The sequence below is a fragment of the Streptomyces sp. NRRL WC-3605 genome (genome assembly GCF_001509795.1).
Lineage (GTDB): Bacteria > Actinomycetota > Actinomycetes > Streptomycetales > Streptomycetaceae > Streptomyces > Streptomyces viridochromogenes.
In genome coordinates, this window is the sequence record NZ_LLZN01000064.1 from 103,268 (window position 1) to 126,626 (window position 23,359).

The 23,359-nt window shown below is 71.7% G+C and carries 18 protein-coding genes and 1 pseudogene; 10 read left to right on the forward strand and 9 right to left on the reverse strand.

Going from position 1 to position 23,359, the window contains the following annotated elements; all coding sequences use genetic code 11:
• Window positions 1–9 precede the first annotated feature (9 nt).
• Window positions 10–1,440 (reverse strand): endo-1,4-beta-xylanase, encoded by a 1,431-nt coding sequence (locus ADL34_RS21315; RefSeq protein ID WP_062671095.1) that lies wholly within the window; start codon window positions 1,438–1,440, stop codon window positions 10–12.
• Window positions 1,441–2,092: 652 nt separating this feature from the next.
• Here ADL34_RS21315 and ADL34_RS21320 point away from each other — a divergent pair.
• Entirely contained in the window at window positions 2,093–3,574 is a 1,482-nt protein-coding gene (locus ADL34_RS21320) for a non-reducing end alpha-L-arabinofuranosidase family hydrolase (protein ID WP_062671097.1), read from the forward strand.
• Window positions 3,575–3,680: 106 nt separating this feature from the next.
• Here the strand turns inward: ADL34_RS21320 and ADL34_RS37120 are convergent.
• From ADL34_RS37120 to ADL34_RS21340, 4 genes and pseudogenes are all read right to left on the reverse strand, one after another.
• Window positions 3,681–4,208, reverse strand: a pseudogene (locus tag ADL34_RS37120) (TetR/AcrR family transcriptional regulator); the annotation flags it as partial.
• Window positions 4,209–4,268: 60 nt separating this feature from the next.
• Window positions 4,269–4,985 carry an ABC transporter ATP-binding protein gene (locus ADL34_RS21330; protein ID WP_062671099.1) on the reverse strand — a complete coding sequence of 239 codons (717 nt, stop codon included), beginning with the start codon at window positions 4,983–4,985 and terminating at the stop codon, window positions 4,269–4,271.
• Window positions 4,982–6,109: an ABC transporter permease gene (locus tag ADL34_RS21335; protein ID WP_062671101.1), complete on the reverse strand. Its 1,128-nt coding sequence runs from the start codon at window positions 6,107–6,109 to the stop codon at window positions 4,982–4,984. Before ADL34_RS21335 ends, ADL34_RS21330 begins: the two co-directional genes overlap by 4 nt.
• A gap of 311 nt (window positions 6,110–6,420) precedes the next feature.
• Window positions 6,421–7,059, reverse strand: coding sequence for a TetR family transcriptional regulator (locus ADL34_RS21340; RefSeq protein WP_062671103.1), 639 nt, complete (start codon window positions 7,057–7,059; stop codon window positions 6,421–6,423).
• A 209-nt stretch (window positions 7,060–7,268) separates the two neighbouring features.
• On the opposite strand from ADL34_RS21340, the gene ADL34_RS21345 reads away from it, so the two are divergent.
• From ADL34_RS21345 to ADL34_RS21380, 8 genes are all read left to right on the forward strand, one after another.
• Window positions 7,269–8,633, forward strand: a complete 1,365-nt coding sequence (locus ADL34_RS21345) for an MFS transporter (RefSeq protein ID WP_062671105.1) — start codon at window positions 7,269–7,271, stop codon at window positions 8,631–8,633.
• A 37-nt stretch (window positions 8,634–8,670) separates the two neighbouring features.
• Window positions 8,671–9,606 carry a 3-carboxyethylcatechol 2,3-dioxygenase gene (locus ADL34_RS21350; RefSeq protein ID WP_062671106.1) on the forward strand — a complete coding sequence of 312 codons (936 nt, stop codon included), beginning with the start codon at window positions 8,671–8,673 and terminating at the stop codon, window positions 9,604–9,606.
• On the forward strand, window positions 9,603–10,487 hold the full coding sequence (locus tag ADL34_RS21355; RefSeq protein WP_062671108.1) for an alpha/beta fold hydrolase: 885 nt from the start codon (window positions 9,603–9,605) through the stop codon (window positions 10,485–10,487). Before ADL34_RS21350 ends, ADL34_RS21355 begins: the two co-directional genes overlap by 4 nt.
• A 13-nt stretch (window positions 10,488–10,500) precedes the next feature.
• Window positions 10,501–11,295 (forward strand): 2-keto-4-pentenoate hydratase, encoded by a 795-nt coding sequence (locus ADL34_RS21360; RefSeq protein WP_062671110.1) that lies wholly within the window; start codon window positions 10,501–10,503, stop codon window positions 11,293–11,295.
• 2 nt (window positions 11,296–11,297) lie between these two features.
• Window positions 11,298–11,762, forward strand: a complete 465-nt coding sequence (locus ADL34_RS21365; RefSeq protein WP_062671112.1) for a nuclear transport factor 2 family protein — start codon at window positions 11,298–11,300, stop codon at window positions 11,760–11,762.
• On the forward strand, window positions 11,759–12,529 hold the full coding sequence (locus tag ADL34_RS21370; protein ID WP_062671114.1) for an HpcH/HpaI aldolase family protein: 771 nt from the start codon (window positions 11,759–11,761) through the stop codon (window positions 12,527–12,529). Before ADL34_RS21365 ends, ADL34_RS21370 begins: the two co-directional genes overlap by 4 nt.
• The gene (locus ADL34_RS21375) at window positions 12,526–14,139 is read left to right on the forward strand and encodes a bifunctional 3-(3-hydroxy-phenyl)propionate/3-hydroxycinnamic acid hydroxylase (protein ID WP_062671116.1); all 1,614 of its coding nucleotides are present in this window, start codon (window positions 12,526–12,528) and stop codon (window positions 14,137–14,139) included. Before ADL34_RS21370 ends, ADL34_RS21375 begins: the two co-directional genes overlap by 4 nt.
• 166 nt (window positions 14,140–14,305) lie before the next feature.
• The gene (locus tag ADL34_RS21380; protein WP_062671118.1) at window positions 14,306–14,989 is read left to right on the forward strand and encodes a TetR/AcrR family transcriptional regulator; all 684 of its coding nucleotides are present in this window, start codon (window positions 14,306–14,308) and stop codon (window positions 14,987–14,989) included.
• On the opposite strand, the gene ADL34_RS21385 is transcribed toward ADL34_RS21380, so the two are convergent.
• Complete coding sequence (locus ADL34_RS21385; protein ID WP_062671120.1) at window positions 14,990–15,700, reverse strand: SDR family oxidoreductase; 711 nt, start codon at window positions 15,698–15,700, stop codon at window positions 14,990–14,992.
• A gap of 211 nt (window positions 15,701–15,911) precedes the next feature.
• On the opposite strand from ADL34_RS21385, the gene ADL34_RS21390 reads away from it, so the two are divergent.
• Entirely contained in the window at window positions 15,912–16,724 is an 813-nt protein-coding gene (locus tag ADL34_RS21390) for an SAM-dependent methyltransferase (protein WP_062671121.1), read from the forward strand.
• A 79-nt stretch (window positions 16,725–16,803) separates the two neighbouring features.
• Here ADL34_RS21390 and ADL34_RS21395 read toward each other — a convergent pair whose 3' ends face one another.
• The 3 genes from ADL34_RS21395 to ADL34_RS21405 all read right to left on the reverse strand — a co-directional run bounded on the left by ADL34_RS21395 (window position 16,804) and on the right by ADL34_RS21405 (window position 23,325).
• Window positions 16,804–17,046: a DUF5302 domain-containing protein gene (locus tag ADL34_RS21395; protein ID WP_062671123.1), complete on the reverse strand. Its 243-nt coding sequence runs from the start codon at window positions 17,044–17,046 to the stop codon at window positions 16,804–16,806.
• Window positions 17,047–17,378: 332 nt separating this feature from the next.
• Entirely contained in the window at window positions 17,379–21,293 is a 3,915-nt protein-coding gene (locus tag ADL34_RS21400) for a glycoside hydrolase family 2 TIM barrel-domain containing protein (protein WP_062671125.1), read from the reverse strand.
• Window positions 21,294–21,387: 94 nt separating this feature from the next.
• Entirely contained in the window at window positions 21,388–23,325 is a 1,938-nt protein-coding gene (locus ADL34_RS21405) for an ABC transporter ATP-binding protein (RefSeq protein WP_234375066.1), read from the reverse strand.
• Window positions 23,326–23,359: the final 34 nt, after the last annotated feature.

Consider the following 23,359-nt stretch of genomic DNA (forward strand, 5'->3'; position numbering starts at 1 on the left):
CGGTGTGCCTCAGGTGCGGGTCCAGCGCTGGTTGGAGCCGCCCGAGCAGGAGTAGAGCTGGATCCTGGCGCCGTTGCCGGTGCCGGCCGCGTCCAGGCAGCGGCCGGACTGGACGCCGACGATCGAACCGTCGGAGTTCAGGCGCCACTTCTGGTTGTCGCCGCCCCAGCAGCTGTAGATCTGGACCGGGGCGCCGTTGCCGGTGCCGGCGGCGTCCAGGCACTTGTCGCCGTAGACCCGGATCTCACCGGAGTCGGTCACGGCCCACTGCTGGTTGCTGTTGGAGTGGCAGTCGTACAGCTGGATCTGGGTGCCGTCGGTGGTGGAGGCGTTGGGGACGTCCAGGCAGCGGCCCGAGGCGACGCCCTTGATCTGGCCGCCGTCACCGGTCGGCGGGGGCGTGGTCGTGCCGCCGTTGAGCGCGTTCAGGACGGCGGAGTACGCGGCCTTCTTGCTGCCGTCGTTGTTGAACAGCAGCGGCGTGTCACTGGCGCGCCAGGAGTCGCTGTCGCGGACGCCCCAGACGGTGACGCCGAGGCAGCGGGAGACGGCCAGGCAGTCGTTGACCACGGCGGCGTACGTCGAGGACGAGGCGCCCTGGATGTCCAGTTCGGTGACGGCGACGTCGACGCCGAGGGCCGCGAAGTTCTGCAGGGTGGTGCGGAAGTTGCTGTTGTAGGGGCTGCCGCTGTTGAAGTGCGACTGGAAGCCGACGCAGTCGATCGGCACGCCGCGCGACTTGAAGTCCTTGACCATGTTGTACATGGCCTGGGTCTTCGCCCAGGTCCAGTTCTCGACGTTGTAGTCGTTGTAGCAGAGCTTGGCCGACGGGTCGGCGGCGCGCGCGGTGCGGAAGGCGACCTCGATCCAGTCGTTGCCGGTGCGCTGGAGGTTGGAGTCGCGGCGGGCGCCCGAACTGCCGTCGGCGAACGCCTCGTTCACGACGTCCCACTGGGCGATCTTGCCCTTGTAGTGGGCCATCACGCCGTTGATGTGGTCGATCATGGCCTGGCGCAGCGAGCTGCCGCTGAGACTCTGCATCCAGCCGGGCTGCTGGGAGTGCCAGGCGAGCGTGTGGCCGCGCACCTGCTTGCCGTTCTGCACGGCCCAGTTGTAGACGCGGTCGGCCGAACTGAAGTTGAACTGGCCCCGGTTCGGCTCGGTGGCGTCGATCTTCATCTCGTTCTCGGCGGTCACCGAGTTGAACTCGCGGTTCGCGATCGAGGTGTACGTCGAGTCGCCCAGCTTGCCCGAGGCGATGGCGACGCCGAAGTAGCGGCCGCTCTGCGCCGCCGCGGCGCCGAGGGTGCTCTCGGCGGCGTCCGCGTTCGTGGGCGGGACGAGTGCGGCCGTCAGCCCGAGGACGCCGGCGGCCAGCGCCAGCAGCGGGGTTCGGAGCTTCTGACGGACGGCGGCTCTGGGAAGGGCTTGGATGCCCATGGGGGGTGCCTCCTTAGCGGTTCTCACGGAACGACCGAAGAGCAGGGGAAACCGGGGGACGGACGTGCGGGGCGGGCGCCTGAGCGGCCTCGGGCCGGTCGGGCAGGGGTGGTCCACGGTGTGCCGTGCGGGGATCCGGTGGTGCGGCTCTGGGACAGCGAGACCGAGGCGGTTCGGTATTTCGCACCTCGGCCGGTTTCCCAGACAGATCATTGAGGGCTTGACAGTGAATCGTCAACCCGTGCGGCACTGATTTTTTCCGACTGCCTCACGAAAGTTTCGACAGCGGTTTTCCCGTCGGTCGCCGCGGTTGCCCACACACGGTCGACGGGCCTCGCCCCCATGACGGCGAGGTGCGGGCGGAGCTCACATACGCCCTGGTCAGGTGAGGCAACTCCCCTACTGGCGCGGGAGGTTCGGTGGCATGCGGCGATCTCGGCGCGCGGTCGCACCGAAGCCGTCAGGAACCCCTGACGCGGCAGCGTTTTGCAGCCAGATCGGCGAAAGACCTTGACCGCGGAGCTTCGCATTCCTAGCTTGTGGCGCCGGAGATCCTGGGCGCGCTCGAAAGTTTCGAAACGTTCACGCGCTCCTGTACGGCCACCGGCGGTTCGCCGGCGGTACCCCCACTCCCCCTCAAGGAGGCTCTCCGATGTGGCTACGCATCCCGCCCGCCGTGCGCCCGAGACGCCTGCTCGGCGTCCTGGCGCCCTTGTTGCTGCTGACGGCCTTCCTCGGCGCTCAGCCGGCCGCGGCCGCTACCGTCGACCCGAACGCCTGGTACGTGCTGGTCAACCGCAACAGCGGCAAGGCGCTCGACGTGTACAACCTGGCCACGAACGACGGCGCCCGGATCACGCAGTGGACGAGGAACGACCAGAGCCAGCAGCAGTGGCGCTTCATCGACTCCGGGAACGGCTCCTACCGCATCGCGTCACGCCACTCCGGGAAGGTGCTGGACGTCTACAACTGGTCGACCGCGAACGGCGGTTCGATCGTCCAGTGGTCCGACCTCAACGCCGCCAACCAGCAGTGGGCGCTGGCCGACAGCTCGGACGGCTACGTACGCCTCGTCTCGCGCCACAGCGGCAAGGCCCTCGAGGTCCAGGGCGCCTCCACCGCCGACGGCGCGAACATCGTCCAGTACGACGACTGGGGCGGGGCCAACCAGCAGTGGCGGCTCGTCAAGGTCGGCGCTGACGGCGGGGATCCCGGCGATCCCGACTCCTGCGACCTGCCGTCGAGCTACCGCTGGGACTCGACCGGCGCACTGGCCCAGCCCCGGCAGGGATGGGTCTCGCTGAAGGACTTCACCGTCGCCCCCTACAACGGCAAGCAGCTCGTCTACGCGACCACGCACGACACCGGGACCCGCTGGGGCTCGATGAACTTCTCTCCGTTCGGGTCCTGGTCGGAGATGGGCTCGGCGAGCCAGAACGCGATGAACAGCTCGACGGTGGCGCCCTCCCTCTTCTACTTCGCGCCGAAGAACATCTGGGTGCTGGCCTACCAGTGGGGCGGCACCGCCTTCTCCTACCGGACGTCGACGGACCCCACCAACCCGAACGGCTGGTCGTCCGAGCAGGTGCTCTTCTCCGGGAGCATCTCCGGCTCCGGCACGGGACCCATCGACCAGACGCTCATCGGTGACGGCACGAACATGTACCTGTTCTTCGCCGGCGACAACGGCAAGATCTACCGGGCGAGCATGCCGATCGGGAACTTCCCCGGCAGCTTCGGCTCGTCCTCGACCGTGGTCATGAGCGACACGACGAACAACCTGTTCGAGGCTCCGCAGGTGTACAAGCTGAAGGGCCAGAACCGCTACCTCATGATCGTCGAGGCGATCGGCTCACAGGGCCGGTACTTCCGGTCCTTCACCGCCACCAGTCTCAACGGTTCCTGGACCCCGCAGGCCGCCTCCGAGAGCAACCCCTTCGCCGGCAAGGCCAACAGCGGCGCCACCTGGACGAACGACATCAGCCACGGCGAGCTGCTGCGCACCAGCGCCGACCAGACGATGACCGTCGACCCCTGCAACCTGCAGCTGCTCTACCAGGGCCGCAGCCCGAACTCCGGAGGTGACTACGGCCTGCTGCCCTACCGCCCGGGCCTGCTGACCCTGCGGCGCTGAGAAGCCCTTCTCCGAGGGGGAGGCGGTGCGGCGGGGGCCGGGGGGGGGCGGGCCCCCCCCCCCCCCCCCCCCGGGGGGGGGGGGGGGGGCCCCCGGGCCCCCCGCCCGTGCCGAGGGAGGCGCCGCCCTCGACGGCGGCCAGCGCCGTGTGGAGCATGCCGGCGATCAGGTCCGCCGTGAGGGCGGGTTCGGGGGCGCCGAGCTCCCGGACCGCCGCGCGGAACGGCTCCACCTGGCGCAGGTGGAGCTCCACCAGGCGCTCCTGGCAGGCGGGCGGAAGCCCCGCGTTCATGAGCGCGGCGGCGGGCCGGTGGGCGCCTTCGGCGCCGAGGCGCAGGCTCTCCCGGAAGAACGCCTCGACCCGTTCCAGCGGGCCCTCCGCGTCGGCCAGGGCGCGCCCGAGCGCCTCGTCGGAGCGCCGGAACGCCTCCTCGGTGACGGTGGCCAGCAGGGCCGCCGATGAGTCGAAGTACTGGTACACGCTGGAGCGGGCGAGGCCGGCCCGGGCGCCGACGGCCGCCGGGGTGACGGCCGCGGCGCCCTCGTGCACCAGGATGTCGATCGCCGCCCCGATCAGCGCCTCGCGCTGCTGCGCGCGGTGTTCGGCGACGGAGGAGGCGTTGATCTTCGGCATACGGGCTGGGCTCCTGGGTGACGGACGGGACCGGGGCCGGGCGCCGGCCCGCCGTCCACGTCAGGACAGCCGGCCGTCGACCATCTCGTACACCCGGTCGGCGGCGTCCATTATCGCCGTGTCGTGGGTGACCATGACCGTCGCGGTGCCGTGCCGGTGGGTCTGCTCGGCGATCAGCCGTACCGCCTCCGCCGATCGCTCGCGGTCCAGGGCCGAGGTGGGCTCGTCGACCAGCAGGACGGCGGGCGAGGTCATCAGGGCGCGGGCGAGCCCCGCGCGCTGGCGTTCGCCGCCGGACAGCTGGTGCGGGCGGGAGCCGGCGCGGTGTGCGAGGCCGACCGCCTCGATGAGTTCGCCGGCCCGGGTCCGGCCCGCCGCGCCGAGGCGTCCGTCGATGTGCAGGGGCAGCAGGAGCTGTTCCCGGACGGTCAGGGACGCGAGCAGGTTCGACTGCTGGAAGACGAAGCCGATGTGGCGCCGGCGGGCGGCCGTGCGGTCCTTGTCCGACAGGGCGGTCAGCTCGGTGCCGGCGATGTGGACCGTGCCCGAGGTGGGCCGCTGGAGTCCTCCGGCGACGGCGAGCAGGCTGGACTTGCCGGACCCCGAGGGGCCGACCACGGCGACGAACTCGCCGGGGGCGACGGTGAGTTCGACGTGGTCGAGGGCGGTGACGGCGGTGTCGCCGTCACCGAGGGTCAGGCTGACGTCCCGCAGCCGCAGTCCGCCGGAGCCGGTGGTGTCCTGGGCGGCCGGATCGTCGGTGCTGGTGGTGGTCATCGGGTGGCTCCCAGGGCGGTCAGGGGGTCGACGGCGGTGATGCGGCGGACGGCGACGACGGCGCCGATGGTTCCGAGGCCGATGAGCAGGCCGGCGGACGTGGCGATGGCCGGGGCGGACAGGGAGAACGGGGCCTTGCCGATCATCGCGCTGCCGAGGGCGAGGCCGACCGCGGTGCCGACGGCCGTGGCGGTGACGAGGACGGCGACGACCTGGGCGAGGGCGTCGCGCAGGATGTAGCGGGTGGGGGCGCCGAGCGCCTTCAGCAGGGCGATCTCGGGCTTGCGCTGCACGGTCCACACGGTGAAGAAGGCGCCGACGACGAGGGCGGAGATGGCGTACAGGAAGCCCTTGATCAGGGCCATGGTGCTGGACTCCGCCGTGTAGCCGGGGGACGCGCCGTAGCTGGTCTCCTTGCTGTCGGCGCGGGTGCCCGTGGCCTTCTCGACGGCGGTGACGCCGGCGCCGTCCTCCAGGGTCAGGGCGACGGCGGTGGCCTGCCGGAGCGCGGCCTCGGGCAGCTCGCCCGGCAGCCCGTAGTGCAGGTGGCGCCAGGTGTCGAGGTCGGCGTAGGCGACGCCGATGTGGCCGTACGAGACGGGGTCGTCGACCAGGCCGACCACCTTCAGCCGGACCTCGCTCTTGTCGGCGGTCAGGACGTCACCGACGCGCACGCCGAGGTCGGCGATCTCCTGGGTGATGACGATGCCGCCGCCCGCGTCCTCGATGCCCTCGCCCTCGGTCGGTTTCGGAGCCAGGGGCGAGTCGGGTGCCATGCCGAAGACGGCGAGGTTGACCTGCTCGCCCTTCTCGGCGCCCTCGGTCACCTGGGCGTTGGTGAGGGTGTTGCCGAACGGCTCGGCCCTGTTCACCCCGGGCGCCTTCGACCACGCCTCCCAGTCCTCCTGCTCCACGGTGGACCGGGAGAACTGCTCGCTGGTCGCCTCCTCGTCGAAGGCGATGTGGGTCACGGGCAGCGCGCGCAGCCCGGAGATGCCGGCGTCGGCCAGTCCGGAGGCGAGCCCGGAGAGGAGGACGCCGAGGACGGCGATGAGGGCGACGACGGCGCCCATGAGGACGAAGCGGCCGCGGGCGAAGCGCAGATCGCGTAGGGCGAGGAACACGGGGACTCCGGACGAGGAGGACGGGTTGACGTCGCGGGTGCAGGAACTTTACTCGCACTTGACGACGTGACTGTCGGCATCCTAGCCGATGTTGCCGACGCCCCTGTCGGGATGTGGGTAGCGCCCCTGTCGGGACGCGGGGAGGTTCGCCTACGAGGCCGCCCCGCGCGGGAGTCGAGGTGCCGGGGAAGCGGGGGAACGAAGGCGCGACGGACCGGCCCGACGGCGGGCGCCGCAGGGTGCCCCAGCGCCGGCGGAGCCGTCGGGGTCGGACCGTGCGGTGCGGCGGACGTCAGTCCCTCCGGCCGCCGTCAGGCGCTCTGCGCCTGCTCCCGGAGCCGGGTGGAGATCAGCGACTCGAGCGCGTCGGCCGCGAGCCCGGCGTACCGGTCGAAGTCGGTGTCGTCGCCGGCGGCCGCGGCCGCGCGGAAGCCGTCGGTGAGCGCACGGCCCATGACGGCGATGTCGTGCGCGAGCTCCGCCGCCACCTCGTCCGGCACCCCCTGGAGGGAGGAGCGCAAGCGGGACGCCATGAACGCGAACATCTCCTTGCGGATCGCGAGATAACGCTGCCGGGCGAGGTTGTCCTCCAGGCGGCGCTCGAAGGCGAAGACGAGCCCGATGCTCCAGAAGGCGGCGGCCGGGTCGGCGAGGCCCCCGGACGCCGCCGCCGAGCCGCTGATCGTGCGGCGCAGCAGTTCCCGCAGGTCACCGACGGACTCGTGGGTCTTCCGCCAGACGTCGAAGCAGTAGTCGAGCAGCTCGACGAAGAGCTGTTCCTTGTTCTGGAAGTGCCAGTAGACGGAGCCGATCGGCAGGCCGGAGACGCGGGCGACGTCGGCCATGGTCGTCCCCTCGTACCCGGCCTCGACCGCACGGGCGAGCACGGCCCCGAGGATCGCCTGCTTCGACACCTCGGACGCCCGGTGCGTCTTGCGCCTCGTGGCCATCGGCCCCCCTCACCGCTCTCGGACTGCAGTTCTACCAAATCCACGCCGACTCTTGACACCGCCCGCCGACGCTCGTCATCGTAATGACGATTCTAGAACGTAACTTCTAGTCTTCGTCGATGGAACGCGACTCGGTGCGCGGTCCACCTCATCCCTGCGGGCCGCCGCGAAGGCGCGGGTCCGCTCTGTCCCGGAACAGGGAGCACCTCATGAGGATCACCGACCACATTCCGCAGGAGAGAATGAGCGGTCTGCAGGTCCGCGCCATCGTCATCGCGATCGCCCTGGTCGTGCTCGACGGCTACGACGTCTCGCTGACCTCGTTCTCCGCCCCGTACATCGAGAGGGGCTTCGGCGTCTCCAAGGCCGAGCTCGGACTCGTGATGTCCGGCGCCCTGATCGGCATGCTCGTGGGGTCGATCATCGTCGCGCCGCTCGCCGACCGGTTCGGCAGACGCAGAATGGGGGTCATGGCGACCGTGACGATCGCGGCCGGCATGTTCATCGGCCCGTTCGCGTCGCAGGACACCGGGACCTGGCCCCTGGTCGTCAGCCGTATCGTCACCGGCGTCGGGGTCGGCTGCCTGGTGGCCGTGGTCGGCGTCATCCTCTCCGAGTACACGGGCAAGCGGGTGTACGCCCTGGTCATGGCCGTCTACGCCGCCGCGATCAACATCGGCGGACTGCTCGGCTCCATGATCGTCGGGCCGATGCTGGACTCGCGCGGCTGGCAGTTCGGCTGGTGGATCGGCTTCGCGCTGAGCGCGGTCGCCGCGGTCGCCACGTATGCCCTGCTGCCCGAGTCGCTCGTCTGGCTCTCCGAAGGCCGTCGCGCGGACTCGCTCCAGCGGCTGAACGCACTCCTGGCCAAGATGCGCCGCCCGGCGCTCACCGCGCTCCCGGAGACGGACTCGACGGGCGTCCGGGCGAAGGGCACCCTGCGCACCGTGTTCACCGGCCGGACCGGGTTCTACACGCTGCTGATGAGCGTCGGCTACGTCGCCTACATGCTCAGCTTCTACTTCATGACGAACTGGGCGCCCAGCAGCGTGGCGTCCGCCAACGACAACCCGGCGCTGGCCCCGCAGCTCGTCACCGCCTTCAGCATCGGCGGCATCCTCGGCAACGTCCTCTTCGGGTTCCTCGGCGGCCGGATCAACATCCGCTTCCTCGCCCCGGTCTTCCTGGTCCTGGCCACCGTCACCCTGTCGCTGTTCGGCATCGTGGGTTCGGGCATGCCGACCGCCTGGTGGACCCTGTTCCTCGCCTCCTTCTTCGTCTGCTCGGGCACCGCCGCCTTCTACGCGATCGTCCCGACGCTCTACCCGACCCTGGCCCGTTCGACCGGCTTCGGCGTCGTCATCGGCATAGGCCGGTTCGGAGGCATCGCGGCGCCGGTCGTCGGCGGCGCCGCCTTCGACGCGGACATGGGGATGGGCACGGCCTTCACGGTCTTCTCGCTGCCGATGCTCCTCGCCGGCGCCAGCATCCTCGTCCTCCACCTGACCCGGCGCCGCACCGAGACGTCGCCCGAGGCCCGGCCCGAGCCCGCACTCTCCGGTACGTCCGCGTAACGGCCGTCCACCCCCCGTCCGAGAAAGGAACCGTTCCATGCCGCTGGCCGTCGCCGCGCTCTCCCACGCGCCGTCCTTCGGCAACGTCGACCCCGGAGGGGAGACGTTCGCCGAGATCAATGCCGCCATCGACGAGGTCAGGGAGTTCGTCGCGGCGTACGACCCCGATCTGGTCGTGGTGTTCGGCCCCGACCACTTCAACGGGCAGCTCTACTCGCTCATCACCCCCTGGGCGATCGGCGCCGTCGCCGAGGGCATCGGGGACTACGGCACCACCGCGGGGCCGCTCCCCGTCGACGCCGACGCCGCCCGGGACCTGCACGCCGCCGTCCTGGCCGAGGGCGTCGACATCGGCCGCAGCGAGCGGATGACGGTCGACCACGGGGTGGTGCAGCCGCTCGACTTCGTGTTCGGCAAGGACTTCACCCAGCCGATCGTGCCGGTGTTCGTGAACGCGATCGGCCTGCCCCTCACCCCCATGCGGCGGGTGCGTCTCATGGGCGAGGCGTTCGGCCGCGCCGCCCGGACGCTGGACCGGAAGGTGCTGTTCCTCGCCTCGGGCGGCATCTCCCACAACCCGCCGATCCCTCGCTGGGACGGCGCGCCCGGCACCGTGCAGGAACGTTTGGTCGCCTACGCGCCCTCGCCCGAGGAGCGGCGGGAACGCGAGCGGACGATCGTCAGGGGCATCCAGGCGATCGCCGACGGCAAGGCCCCCAGCGACCCGCTGAACGAGGAGTGGGACAAGCTCGTCCTCGACGCGTTCCGCTCCGGTGACCTCGGCGAGGTCGACGGCTGGGAGAACGGCTGGTTCATGGCGGAGGGCGGCTCCGCCGCGCACGAGATGCGCAGCTGGATCGCGGCGTACGCGGCACTGTCGACCGCCGGGCCCTACCGCTTCGCCGTCGACCGCTACTGGGCGGTCGAGAAGTGGGGCGCCGGCTTCGCCGTGCAGGCGGCGGTGACCGCATGAGCAGGAGGCAGAACGCGCGTCTCGCCACCCTGTGGGAGGAGATCGCGGACCTGGAGCACGCACTGCGGTACGTGGACGCGGGCGGCTACCGCACCCGGGTCCTCGACATCGCCGGGCCGTCCCCGGACGCGCAGACGGTCGTGCTGGCCAGCGGCACCAGCGGTCACATCGAGGCGTGGACGCAGAACGTACGGGCGTTCGCCGAGGCCGGTTTCCGGGTGGTCGGCTACGACTACCCGGGCCACGGATACACCTCGCTCGCCGGTCATCCGCTGGAGATCCGCGACTACGAGGAGCACCTGCTCGCCCTGCTCGACGCGCTGGCGCTGGACCGCGTGCACCTGGCCGGTGAGTCCCTCGGCGGCTGGCTGGCGCTGAAGTTCGCGCCGAAGCACCCCGAGCGCCTGCGCACCGTGATCCTGTCCGCGCCCGGCGGCCGGGTCGTCGGCGAACCCCGGCTGGACCGGACGCAGTCGGTGAGCGCCCGGGCGGTGAGCGAACCGACCTTCGAGAACGTGCGCGAGCGCCTCCAGGTCGTGATCCACGACCCCGGGAACATCACCGACGAACTGGTCCGGGTCCGCCAGGCCGTCTACTCGCGCGACGGGTTCAGCATGGCCGACGTGTCCGCCCTGCGGGAGCCCGAGCGGCGGTGGCGCAACCGTGTGACGGACGAGGACTTCGCGGCCGTCCCCGTCCCCGCGCTGATGGTGTGGACCGACCACGAGCCGACCGGCGACGAGGCCGAGGGTGCCCGCCTGTGCGGGCTGATCCCCGACGGCGAGTACCTGCTGGTGCGCGGCGCCGCGCACTGGCCGCAGTGGGAAGGGGCCGCGGAGTTCAACGCCGCGGCGGTCGCCTTCCTCCAGAAGCATGCCTGACGAAAGGACCGGAGTGAGCGTCACCCGGGAGACCATCAGCGAGATCGCCCGCGAGCTGTTCGAGGCGAAGCGCGGCGTGTACACCGTGCCGTACGTGAGCCCCCGGCTTCCGGAGCGCGACCTCGACGCGGCCTACGCGATCTCCGCCGAGTTCGCCGCCCTGCGCGAACGCGAGCTGGGGGTGAAGCGGGTCGGCCGCAAGGTCGGCCTGACCAACCCGCTCGTGCAGCGGCGCGTCGGCATCGACGAGCCCGACTACGGGATCATCCACGACGACATGGTGCACCCCTCGGGGACGCGTCTGCCGCTGTCCGCGTACAACCGGCTGCTCATCGAGGCCGAGGTCGCGTTCGTCCTGAAGGACGACGTGCTCGACGCGTCCCGCGAGACCGTCGAGGCCGCGATCGACTACGTGACCCCGGCGTTCGAGGTCGTCGACTTCCGCTACGGCGGCTCGGTCGGGCAGATCGTCGACACCATCGCGGACAACGCGGGGTGCAGCGGAGTCGTCCTCGGCGAGGAGCGCCACCCGTACGGCGAAGTCGACCTGCGGGACGTGGAGATGGTCATCACGGGCGGCGGCACCGAGATCACCCGCGGGGTCGGCGGCAATGTGCTGGGCGACCCGGTCAACGCGGTGATCTGGCTCGCCGCGACCGCGATCCGCACGGGCGAACCGCTGCGCGCCGGCGAGGTGCTGCTGTCGGGGTCCATCGGCTACATCGAGCCGTGGCCCGCCGACGTCGAGTGCGTCGCCACCATCACCGGGCTGGGTCGCGTGGTCGCGACCGCGGATGCGAAAGGCTGAACATGACCGACTACCGCCCCGTCGACGCGGTCACCCGCGTCGAGATCGAGCAGCTCATCGCGGAGATGCTCTACCGCCTGGACCACAACCGGGCGGACACCACCTGGGAGTTGTACACGGAGGACGGCGTCTCCGTCGGCCCCATGGGCGACATGGACCGCGAGGCCATGAAGGCGTGGGGTGCCAGGCGCGCCCAGCAGACGGACGTCGTCGGCCGGCACTTCATCGGCGGTGTCCGGCTGGTGCGGGACGGGGACGAGGTCGAGGGAACGGTGCAGTACCTCACCTTCCGTGACACCAACGAGCCGCAGACCCAGCCCGCTTCGGTCGGTGAGTTCCGCGAGCGCTACCGCAAGGTGGACGGCCGCTGGCTGTTCGCCCGCCGGGAGATCGTGCCGGTCTTCGGAGGCCGCGCGGCGGCGGCGCACGCGGCACGCGTGGCCGGACAGGAAGGGCCGGCGCGGTGAAGCGGGAAGCCCTCGGCGGCCGGAACCCGGTCCTGTACCACCAGACGGTGCCCGCCTTCTCGCTCCCGGAGTGGGCGCTGGCCGCCGGCTACGACGGCGTGATCCTCGACCTCCAGCACGGCGAGCTGGGACTGGAGGCGGCCTGCGGCATCCTGCGCTCGATGCCGCGGGAGAACGCGTACGCGTACGCGCGGGTGGGCTCGCTCGACGCCGCCCCGATCCTGCGGCTCCTCGACAGCGGGGCCCGCGGGATCGTCGCGCCCACCGTCGAGTCCCGCTCGCAGGCGGAGGCACTTGTCGCCGCCACCAAGTACCCGCCGGTCGGCGGCCGCAGCCTCGGGCCGTCCCGGCCCGCGCTCTACGCGGGCGACTCGTACACCGCCGCCGGCAACCTGGCCGTGTCGGCCGTCGCCCAGATCGAGACGGTGGCGGGCGTCGAGCACGCCGAGGACATCGTCTCGACGCCGGGCCTGGACTCGGTCTACGTCGGCCCCGCCGACCTGGCCGTCTCCTACGGTCTGCCCGGACGCGGCGACTGGGAGGACGGCCCCGTGCGCGAGGCCGTCGCCCACCTGCGGGAGGTGACCGCCGCGCACGGCGTCACCCTCGGCATCTACTCCGGCCGGCCCGAGTACGCGGCCGGCCTGTTCGCCGACGGCCTCGTCGACTACGTGGGCCTCGGCATCGATCTCGTCCTGCTGAACCGCGCGTTCGGCGACACCATCGCCGGGCTGGGCCCGGCACGATCCGCACGGAGCACCACATGAAGAAGGCCTGCGACGTCCTCGTCGTCGGGGCGGGACCGGTCGGCCTGACCCTGGCCAACCTGCTCGGGCAGCAGGGCATCGACGTCCTCGTCGTCGAGCGGGAGCACGAACTGGTCGACTACCCGCGTGCCGTGGGCATAGACGACGAGGCGCTGCGCGCGATGCAGACCGCCGGCCTGGTCGAGGACGTGCTGCCGCACACCATCCCGGACCAGAAGATCTACATGATCAACGGTGCCGGGGCGATCCTCTCCGAAGTCAACCCGACGACACGGGAGTTCGGCTGGCCGCGCCGCAACGGCTTCGTCCAGCCGCTGGTCGACCGGGTGCTGCTCGCCGGTCTCGACCGCTTCCCCGACACCGCCGTCCACTTCGGCACCGAGGTCGTGGACCTCACCGAGGACGCCGGCGGCGTGGTCGCCGCGCTCGCGGACGGCGGGACGGTGCGCGCCCGGTACGTCGTCGCCGCCGAGGGCGGGTCCTCCCCCACCCGCAAGCGCCTCGGCATCTCCTTCGAGGGAGAGACCCGGCCGACCGACGGCATCGTGATCGACGTCGCCAACGACCCGATCGGCACGCCCCACGCCGTCTTCGGCGGGGACCCTGCCCGCAGCTACGCCTCCATCGCGCTGCCGCACGGCATCCGGCGCTGGGAGTTCACCCTGTTCGAGCACGAGGGCGAGGCCGACGTCGAGGACGACGCGTTCGTCTTCGGCCTGCTCGCGCCCCATGTCCCGGACCCGTCGAGGCTGGACATCATCCGCCGCCGCGTCTACCGCCACCACGCCCGTGTCGCGGGCCGGTTCCGGCACGGGCGGATCTTCCTCGCCGGTGACGCCGCCCATGTCATGCCCGTCGTCGGCGGGCAGGGGTGGAACTCGGGCATCCGGGACGCGTTCAACCTCGGCTGGAAGCTCGCTGCCGTCGTCAAGGGGCTGGCGGACGACGCGCTGCTGGACACCTACGAGACCGAACGGCTCGGCCATGTCACGCAGATGGTCGCCGTCTCCCTCCAGATGGCGAAGGAGATGACCGACCACGACCCGGAGAAGGCCGCCGAGCGCGACCGGATCGCCGCCTCCCGCACCGCCGAGGAGCGGGAGGCCCAGAAGCGGCAGGCGTTCAAGCCGCAGCCGAAGTTCGACCGCGGTGTGGTGGTGCACACCCCGCTGCCGGTGTCCAAGTCGCTGCCGGTCCGCGACGTGCCCCGGCTCGCGGGTTCGATCTTCCCCCAGCCGACCGCCACCGACGCCGACGGCGTCGAGATGCTGCTGGACGACGCGACCGGTCAGGGCTGGCGCGTCCTCACCTGGAACAACGATCCGACGGCGTTCCTGTCGGCGGCGAGCCGCGCCGCGCTGGACCGGTTCGGCGCACGTCTCGTGCAGGTGGTACCGAAGGCGCAGTTGCCGTGGGCGGGCAAGCGGGCCACGGCCGGTGTCACCGTCGTCGGCGACCTCGGCGGCGAGGCGAGCCTGCAGGCGTGGTTCGACGCGCGGCCGGTGGGCGCGGTGGTCCTCCGCCCCGACCATGTGATCGCCGCCGAGTGCCTGACGCAGGAACTCGACGACGTCGTGACGCGCGTCCTGGAGGCCGCCTGCGCCGTGTGACGCGGTGCGGGCAGGGCATCGGGGACACCGGGGACATCGACGGGACCGGAGAGGGCCGTGCCGTGCGGCTGCTTCGGTCCCGCACCGGCCCGTTGCTAGTAGCGCCGTTCTAGAATGGGCACGCTGGTGACACGGTACGCATGACGGACGGCGACAGGGTGGCGGCATGACGCGCGGCGCACGGCGGGGCGAGGGCACCAGGGGCACGCGGCAGGCGCGCTCGGACCGGAGCCGGGAGCACATCCTGCTGGCGGCCCTGGACCTGGCGCTGGAGCACGGCTACCAGGGCACGACCATGGCAGCGGTCAGCGCGTCGTCCGGTCTGCCGATCGGCTCGGTCTACTGGCACTTCAAGAGCAAGGAGCAGCTCTTCGTCGCTCTGCTGGAGCACTGCTACGACGCCTGGATGGAGCTGCACTCCGGTCCGGAGGGGCTGCGCCGCAAGCTGTCCCGCGGCATCGCCGGCCTGTCCGGCGCCGACCCCGAGCAGTACACGAAGGAGGAGGCACTGCTCAAGGCCGCGGCGATCTGGGCACTGAGCAGGCAGCTGGGCGGCCTGGGCGAGGACAACGAGGTCCGCGCTGCGTACCTGCGGATGCGGGTGGAGATGTTCAAGGTGGACGTCGAGCGGATCACCGAGTCCGTCCCCGCCGACGTCGTCGAGCGCTTCCCGGACCTGCCCACCAGGCTCACCGTGCTGAGCCTGGCCCTGACCGACGGCTTCTACGTCCACGCCAACTCCGACGTGCACCTGGAGCTGGACTTCGCCGAGTACGCGGACATGGCCGCGCGGGCCCTGGAGGGCCTGGTCGACGACTACGCCCGCCAGGCCGCCGGGGAACGCGCGTAGTCACACGCCGCGGGTGAGTCCGCCGTCGACGCGCAGGTTCTGCCCGGTGGTGTAGGTGGCGTCGCAGGCCACGAAGGCCACGGTCCGGGCCACCTCCTCGAAGGCGGCGGCCCGGCCGAGGGGGATCGCGGAGGTCCACGCGTCCGGAACGGTCTCCGGGTCGGCGACGGTGTACCCCGGCAGCACGTTGTTGATCCGGATGCCGTCCGCCGCCACCTCGTCGGCCCAGAGCTTGGTCCAGGTCGTCATCGCGGCCCGGGCCACCATCGAGGTGGGGAAGCGGGGCGAGGGCTCGGCAGGACTGGCCGAGGAGATGTTGACGATGCTGCCGCCGCCCTGGGCGCGCATCGGGGCCAGGGCGGCCCGGCAGGCCCGCACCACGTTGTAGAAGTACAGGTCGAAGCCGGTGGCCCAGTCTTCGTCGGTCAGTTCCTGGAGCTTGCCCTTCGGGCCGTGGCCGGCGCTGTTGACCAGCACGTCCAGCCGTCCCCAGGCGGAGACGACCCGCTCGACGGCCTCCTCGACGACGCCGGCCCGGGTGTAGTCGCCGCGGACGGCGAGGCCGCCTAGCTCCTCGGCCAGCGCGGCCGCCCCCTCGCCGCGCGCCAGCACCGCCACCCGGTGGCCGCGCGCCGCCAGTTCGCGGGCCGACGCGGCGCCGATGCCGCTGCTTCCGGCGATCACGAGGGCCGTGGGAGGTGTTGCGGTCATGGTGCGCCACTCCTGATACGGAGCCGTATCAGAACGACCCCTCTAGAATTCTCATTCCATTCGAACGTAACCGGCGTCCACGCCGACCGTCAACCGGGGAGAGCCGTCCGCGCGGCGCCCTCCGGGACCCGAACCTCGGGACCGCGATGAAGTCCGGCGTGAATTCCCGCACTTGATCACTTCGATCACCACGGTGTGTGAAGCTGTCCCCATGGAATCCTCGGAATCTTCGCCTGCCGACATCGTGGCCAGGCTGCAGACCGATCGCCCGCACTCGGCGCGGGTGTGGAACTACCTGCTCGGCGGGAAGGACAACTACCCCGTCGACAGCGAGGTCGGGGACGTCATCCTGTCGACGTTCCCGGAGTTCGCCGCCGTCGCCCGGCTGCAGCGGCGGTTCCTCGCGCGCGCCGTGCGCTTCCTGGTGCGGGAGGCCGGCATCCGGCAGTTCCTGGACATCGGGACGGGCCTGCCCACCGCGGACAACACGCACGAGCTGGCCCAGCGCATCGCGCCCGAGAGCCGCATCGTGTACGTGGACAACGACCCGCTCGTGCTGGTGCACGCCGAGGCGCTGCTCACCAGCAGCGACGAGGGGGCCTGCGCCTACGTCGACGCGGACGTCCGCGACCCCGAGCGGATCCTGGCCCAGGCGGCCAAGACGCTCGACTTCAGCCGCCCGGTCGCCCTCACCCTGCTGGGCATCATGGGGCAGATCTCGGACGAGGACAGGCCGGGCGAGCTGGTGAGCGCCCTGCTGGCCGGGCTGCCCGCGGGCAGCTGGCTGGCGCTGAGCGACGGCACGAACACCAACGAGGCGCTGAACACGGCGGTCGCGGCGTACAACCAGCAGTCGGCGAACACCTACCACCTCCGGTCGCCGCAGGAGATCGCCTCCTACTTCGGCGGTCTGGACCTGGTCGAGCCCGGGGTCGTCGCCACGGCCTCCTGGCGCCCGGACCCCGACGCCCCCGACACGGACGCGCCCGACGTCTCCGTCGCCGGGGTCGCGGCCAAGAACTGACCGGACGGGCAGCAAGTCCGAAAGAAGGGGGGCGCCGGCCACAGGCCGGCGCCCCCCTTCGCTCTTCTCTACGGCGGGATCAGCCGCCGCTCTTCCGGCGGAACGAGCGCTGGCTGGCGGCCGGGCCATGGGCCGACCGCACCTTCGACGCGTTCGCGTGCCCGGCGGCCTCGGCCGCGTCGGCCTGCGCACCGTGCTTGCGCGCCAGAGCCTCACGGAACTTGCGCTTCAGGTCGTAGGCGCCGCCGTCGTCCGGCGTCAGCGACGACGTCTCGGCGTCGGCCGGTTCCGAACCTTCCGTGGCGGGCTGCTCTGCGGTCATGGTGACCTCCTGGGTTCGGGGGGACGGGCGAGCCCAGCTTGTCATGCCTGGACACCGCGAAGGACGCTCGCACGGCCAGACAAGGGAATACGCCGTCATTCCGGCCATGCATCAGGGGCGTTCAGGTCACCGAGTGCGACGGCACTTCCGGTCCGGCGGGCCGGAGGGAAGCGGCCTCCCCGAACTGTCACGCGCCGGGCCGTCCCGGCGCTCCAGACGGGCCAGTACTCCACCGCAGGCATCAGCGGCGACCTGGCCGACCGGAGCCGACGGCGCCTGGCTGAAGTGGCCCGGGAGGCCGGCGGGGTGTCCCCGCCGGCCTCGGCGCCCCGTCACTCGAGCGCGGTCGGCCGGCGCGACGCGCGCATCGCCTCGGACGCGTCCCGCAGCGGGCGCAGGCGGTAGGTGTAGGAGTAGTCCCGGTCGGCGAACAGCTTGTACTCGTCGTGGGTGTGGGCGCCCCAGCTGTTGTCGCCGCCGACGCCCATCTGGCGGTGGGCGATCCGCAGGACGACCTCCTCGCGCGGGGTCAGCTGGTAGGCGTGACGCGCGCCGGTCGACAGGTCCTCGGGGGTGAAGTGCGAGGCGTTGACCTCCACGAGGGGTTCGCCGGTGACGAGGAGTCCCGGGCCGTGGCCGCCGGTGAGGGCGAACCAGCGGACGTCGGTCCGGTTGCCGTTCTCCTGCGGGCGCAGATAGGGGGTGCCCTGGCCGGAGACGGTGCCCGAGTACAGGCCGACGTCGGTGGCGTCGTTGCGGTCCCAGTGGTTCTCCTCGGGCCCGCGGCCGTAGTACCGCAGCTTCTCCAGCCGGGCCGGCAGGAGCAGCAGGGTGCCCACCTCGGGGATGTACGGCAGGGAGGCCGCGCCCGGGTGGAGGGTGTTGTCGACCTTGATCTCGCCGTTGCCGAAGACGGTGTACGTGGTGGTGTACGTCGAGGGGGTGGCCGTCGGCAGCGTGCCGGACACCTTGATCTCCACCGCCCGGTCCCGCACGGCGCGCACGGTGACGTCCGTGACCTCGCGGCGGGCGCCGGCGTCGCGCCAGGTCTGGTTGCGGGTGTGCTGGCCGTTGCCCCGGTCGTTGTCGGTGGGTGCCCGCCAGAAGTTCGGGGCGGGCCCGGAGACGATCAGGGAGGCGCCGTCCGCCTCGTAGGACGTGATGACTCCGGTCGACTTGTCGATGGTCACCGAGAAGCTCCGGCCTTTGACGGTGACGGCCTTCTCGCCGTCGGTGTGGCGCAGGGCGGGGACGCCCGCGAGCGGGACCGGGGTCACCGCGGGGGCCTCCGCGTCGACCGGGAGCTGCTTCCTGGCGATCTCGAAGCCGGGCTCGGCCCACTTCGTGCGTTCCCGGGTGGTGAACGTCAGCCGCAGGAAGTACTCGGTGCCCGGGGCCGGCTTTCCCGGCACGTCGAAGGGGACGGTGATGCGCTTGCTGGACAGTGGTGCCACGTCCAGCTGGGACCGGCTCAGGCGGCCGTGCCGGACGACCTCGCCGTCCGCCACGAGCTCCCACCGTCCGTCGAAGGCACGGAGGTCGGTGAACAGGTACTCGTTGGTGAGGGTGAGCGCGGCGCCGGGTGCGAGCGTGTCGCCGTCGGCGGGGGCGGCGTCGATCGCCTGGTAGACCCGCTTCACCTCGGCCGACTTGCCGGTGAGCGCCCGGTCGGCGGTGACGATGCCGTCCCCGGAGAACGCCCCGTCGTTGGGGATGTCGCCCCAGTCGCCGCCGTACGCGAAAAAGGTCTTGTCGCGGGGCCGGCGTTCGCTGACGTGGACGGTGGCCGCGTCGAACCAGAACCGCACGCCGTCGTCGCCGCTCCCCCGTCCCCCGTCGGCCAGTTCGGCGGCGCTGAGGGCGCGGGCGTACACGCGGGCCCGGCGGACGGTGCCGCTGAACTCGCGTGTGGGGTTGTCGACGTCGGTGCACAGGGCGAGCGGCGCGGTGTTGTTCGCGGGGCGGCGGGTGGTCGTGCGGGTGGCGCGGACCTGTCCGTCGACGTGCAGGGTCAGGGTGCCGGCGGTCGCGTCGAAGACGCCCGCGACGTGGTGCTCGCGGCCGGTCCAGTCGCCGGGCAGCGCCCAGTCGACGGCGACCCACTGCCCGTCGGCGTGGAGGAAGAACTCCAGGGTGCGGTCGGTCTGTTTGAGGGCGTACTGGGTGTCGCCCTTGGCGATGACGGGTTGGTGGCCGCCGGTGTGGCGGGGGGTGATCCAGGCTTCCAGGGTGAGGGAGCCGGTGAGGTCGAGGCCCTCGTCGCGGGCGAAGACGGTGCCGCCGGAGACCCCCTCGCCGCGGGTGAACGTGCCGGCGGGGGCGACGGTCTCGCCGTGCAGGGCGGCCGGTCCGGACTCGGTGAACAGGGTGCGCGCGGGGGTGGGCCACTGGAGGGCCTGGTCGGCGAAGTCCCAGATCCAGCCGCCCTGGAGGACGTCGTGGCGGCGGACGACGTCCCAGTACTTCTTGAAGTTGCCGTTGGAGTTCCCCATGGCGTGCGAGTACTCGATCATCACGTACGGCCGCCGGTCGGCGGTGTCCGCGGCGCGGGCCTCGACGCGTGCGGGGCTCTCGTACATCGCGGAGCGGATGTCGCTGACGCCGGGCCGGTCGTCGCCCTCGTACTGGATGACGCGGGTGGGGTCGTAGGAGCGGATCCAGTCGTGCATGGCGCGGAAGGTGCTGCCGCCGCCGGCCTCGTTGCCGAGCGACCAGATGACCACGCTGGCGTGGTTCTTGTCGCGGTGGACCATGGCGCGGGCCCTGGCCACGCATGCCGTGGTCCACTCGGGCTGGTCGCCGGGGTAGCGGTCGCGGATGCCGTGCGTCTCCAGGTTGGTCTCGCCGACGAGGTACAGGCCGTACTCGTCGGCGAGTTCGAGCCACTGCGGGTTGTTGGGGTAGTGCGAGGTGCGGACGCTGTTGATGTTCAGGCGTTTGATGACCTCGATGTCCTTGACCATGTCGGCGCGGGTGAGGGCCGAGCCGTGGACCGGGTGCATCTCGTGACGGTTGGTGCCGCGGAAGGAGACCGGCTTGCCGTTGACGCGCATCAGGCCGTCCTTGAGCGCGAACTCCCGTACGCCGACCCGGTGGGACAGGGTTTCGACGACCTTGCCCGCCGGGTCGCGCAGGCGGAGCACGGCCGTGTAGAGGTAGGGGTCCTCGGCCGACCACAGGCGCGGGTGGGGCACGGCCTTCGCGGCCTCCACGGTCTTTTCGCCGCCGGCGTCGAGGGTGGCCGTCTGCCGCAGCGGCCGGGACCACACGGGGTGCCCGTCCGCGTCGTACAGCTGGGTCTCCACGGTGTACTCGCCGGCGCCCCGGCCTCCGTAGTCGCGGACGCTCGCGGTCACCGACAGCTCGGCCGCCCGGTAGCCGTCGCTCAGCGGCGTCGTGAGGCGGAAGTCGCGCAGGTGGACGGGCGGGGTGGAGTACAGGTACACGGACCGGAAGATGCCGCTGAGGCGGATCATGTCCTGGTCCTCAAGCCAGTCGCCGTCGGAGTAGCGGTAGACCTCGACGGCGATCTGGTTGGTGCCCTGCTTCAGATACGGGCTGATGTCGTACTCGGCGGGGTCGTAGGAGTCCTCGTGGTAGCCGACGAGCTTGCCGTTGATCCAGACGTAGTGGGCCGACTTCACGCCCTCGAAGTGCAGGAACGTACGGCGTCCCGACCAGTCCCGCGGGACGGTGAAGGTGCGCCGGTACTGGCCGACGGGGTTGTACCGGGTGGGGGCGGCGGGCGGCTGCGCGTCCTCGCCGAGGCCGTTGGGGCCCCACCAGGGGTAGGTGATGTTGACGTAGATCGGCCTGTCGTAGCCGTGCAGTTGCCAGGCCGACGGGACGGGGAGGGTGTCCCAGTCGCGGTCGTCGAGGTCGGTGCGGTGGAAGTCGGTGTCCCGGTCCTCGGGACGCTCGGCGTACGCGAACTTCCAGGTGCCGTCGAGGCTCAGCCGGTACGGCGAGCGGGTGCGGTCGGCGGCGAGGGCCTGCCGGACGTCGGCGTACGGCATGAGCGTGGTGTGCGAGGGCTCGGCGCCGACCTGGAAGAGGCCCATGGCGCCGTTCCACTCGGGCGGGCCGGCGTCGGCGCCGCTCCCGTCGGCCGCGTACGCCGCGGCGGAGGAGCCGGACACGGCGAGCGCGCCGAGCAGGGCGGCGCCGCCCTCCAGGAGACGGCGGCGGCTGACCGGGACGCGGGGCAGGTGCGACGGGCCGGCGGGAGTGGGGGGCGTGATCGGCATCGACGGCGGCCTTCCTCTGGACGACGGTGCGGCGCTGCACGGTGATGAGGGAGCGTCAGATCCTGTGCGGTGCTGTGGGGAAACCGAACGCACCCTAGGTCGCCGACCGCGTCGAGGCAATGATGCTGTCGTTGTCTGTTGGTTCCTGAGGGGTCTGTGGGCCGAGCTTGGCCGAAAGCGGTTGCTCGAACTGGGTGCGGTACAACTCGGCGTAGCGCCCGCCGGCCGCCAACAGCTCCTCGTGCGTGCCGCGTTCGGCGATGCGGCCGTCCTCGACGACGAGGATGAGGTCCGCCGTGCGCACGGTGGACAGGCGGTGGGCGATGACGAGGGCCGTTCGTCCCTCCAGCGCCTCGGCGAGGGCCTCCTGGACGGCCGCCTCGGAGGTGTTGTCGAGGTGGGCGGTGGCCTCGTCGAGGACGACGACGCGCTGGCCCGCCAGCAGCAGCCGGGCGATCGTCATGCGCTGCCGCTCGCCGCCGGACAGGCGGTAGCCGCGCTCGCCGACGACGGTGTCGAGACCGTCGGGCAGGGAGCGGACGAGGGCGTCGAGACGGGCGCGGCGCAGTGCGTCCCAGAGGTCGGTGTCGTCCGCCGAGGGGCGGGCCAGCAGCAGGTTGGCGCGGACGGTGTCGTGGAAGAGGTGGCCGTCCTGCGTGACCATGCCGAGCGCGGCGCGCAGGGACGTCGCGCTCAGGTCGCGCACGTCGACCCCGCCGAGGCGCACGGCGCCCGCGTCGACATCGTACAGGCGCGGGAGGAGCTGCGCGATGGTGGACTTGCCGGCGCCGGACGAGCCGACGAGGGCGACGGTCTGTCCGGGCTCGGCGCGGAAGGAGACGCCGTGCAGGACCTCGTCGCCGCCGCGGGTGTCGAGGGTCGCGACCTCCTCCAGGGAGGCGAGGGAGACCTTGTCGGCGGACGGGTAGCCGAAGCGCACGTCGTCGAACTCGACGGACACCGGACCCTCGGGGACGTCCCGGGCGTCCGGCCTGTCCTCGATGAGCGGCCGCAGGTCGAGGACCTCGAAGACGCGCTCGAAGCTGACGAGGGCGCTCATGACCTCGACGCGGGCGCCGGCGAGCGCGGTGAGCGGCGCGTACATCCGGGTCAGCAGGAGCGCGAGGGAGACGACGGCGCCGGCTTCCAGGGTGCCGCGCAGCGCGAACCAGCCGCCGAGGCCGTAGACGAGGGCGAGGGCCAGGGCGGAGACCAGGGTGAGCGCGGTGATGAACACGGACTGGGCGGTGGCGGTGCGCACCCCGATCTCGGCGACGCGGCGGGCGCGGGCGGCGAACTCCTCCGACTCCTGCTCCGGGCGTCCGAACAGCTTGACCAGGGTGGCGCCGGGCGCCGAGAAGCGCTCGGTCATCCGGGTTCCCATGGCCGCGTTGAGCGTGGCCGCCTCGCGCTGCATGCGGGCCATGCGGTGGCCCATGCGCCGGGCCGGGACCACGAAGACCGGGAGGAGGACCAGGGAGAGCAGGGTGATCTGCCAGGACAGGGTGAGCATGACGGCGAGGGTGAGGACCAGGGTGACGAGGTTGCTGACCACGCCGGACAGGGTGTTGCTGAAGGCGCGCTGGGCGCCGATGACGTCGTTGTTGAGGCGGGAGACCAGCGCCCCGGTGCGGGTGCGGGTGAAGAAGGCGACGGGCATGCGCTGGACGTGGTCGAAGACGGCCGTCCGCAGGTCGAGGATGAGCCCTTCGCCCAGCCGGGCGGACAGGCGTCTGCCGAGGATGCCGAGGGCCGCCTCGGCGACCGCGATCGCGGCGATCAGGAGGGCGAGCCGCACGACGGCGGCCTCGTCGCCGTCGTTGACGATCGTGTCGACGACGTCCCCTGCGAGGACGGGGGTGGCGACGGCGAGCAGCGCGGTCAGCACCCCCAGCACGACGAACAGCGCGATCCGGCGGCGGTGGGGGCGGGCGAAGACGGCGATGCGGCGCAGCGTGACGCGGCTGAACGGGCGGGTCTCCCGTTCGGCATTCATGACGCTGTGCAGTTGGGTCCAGGCGGTCGTTTCCATGCTCATGCGGGAAACGTAGGACCTCGAGCAATGT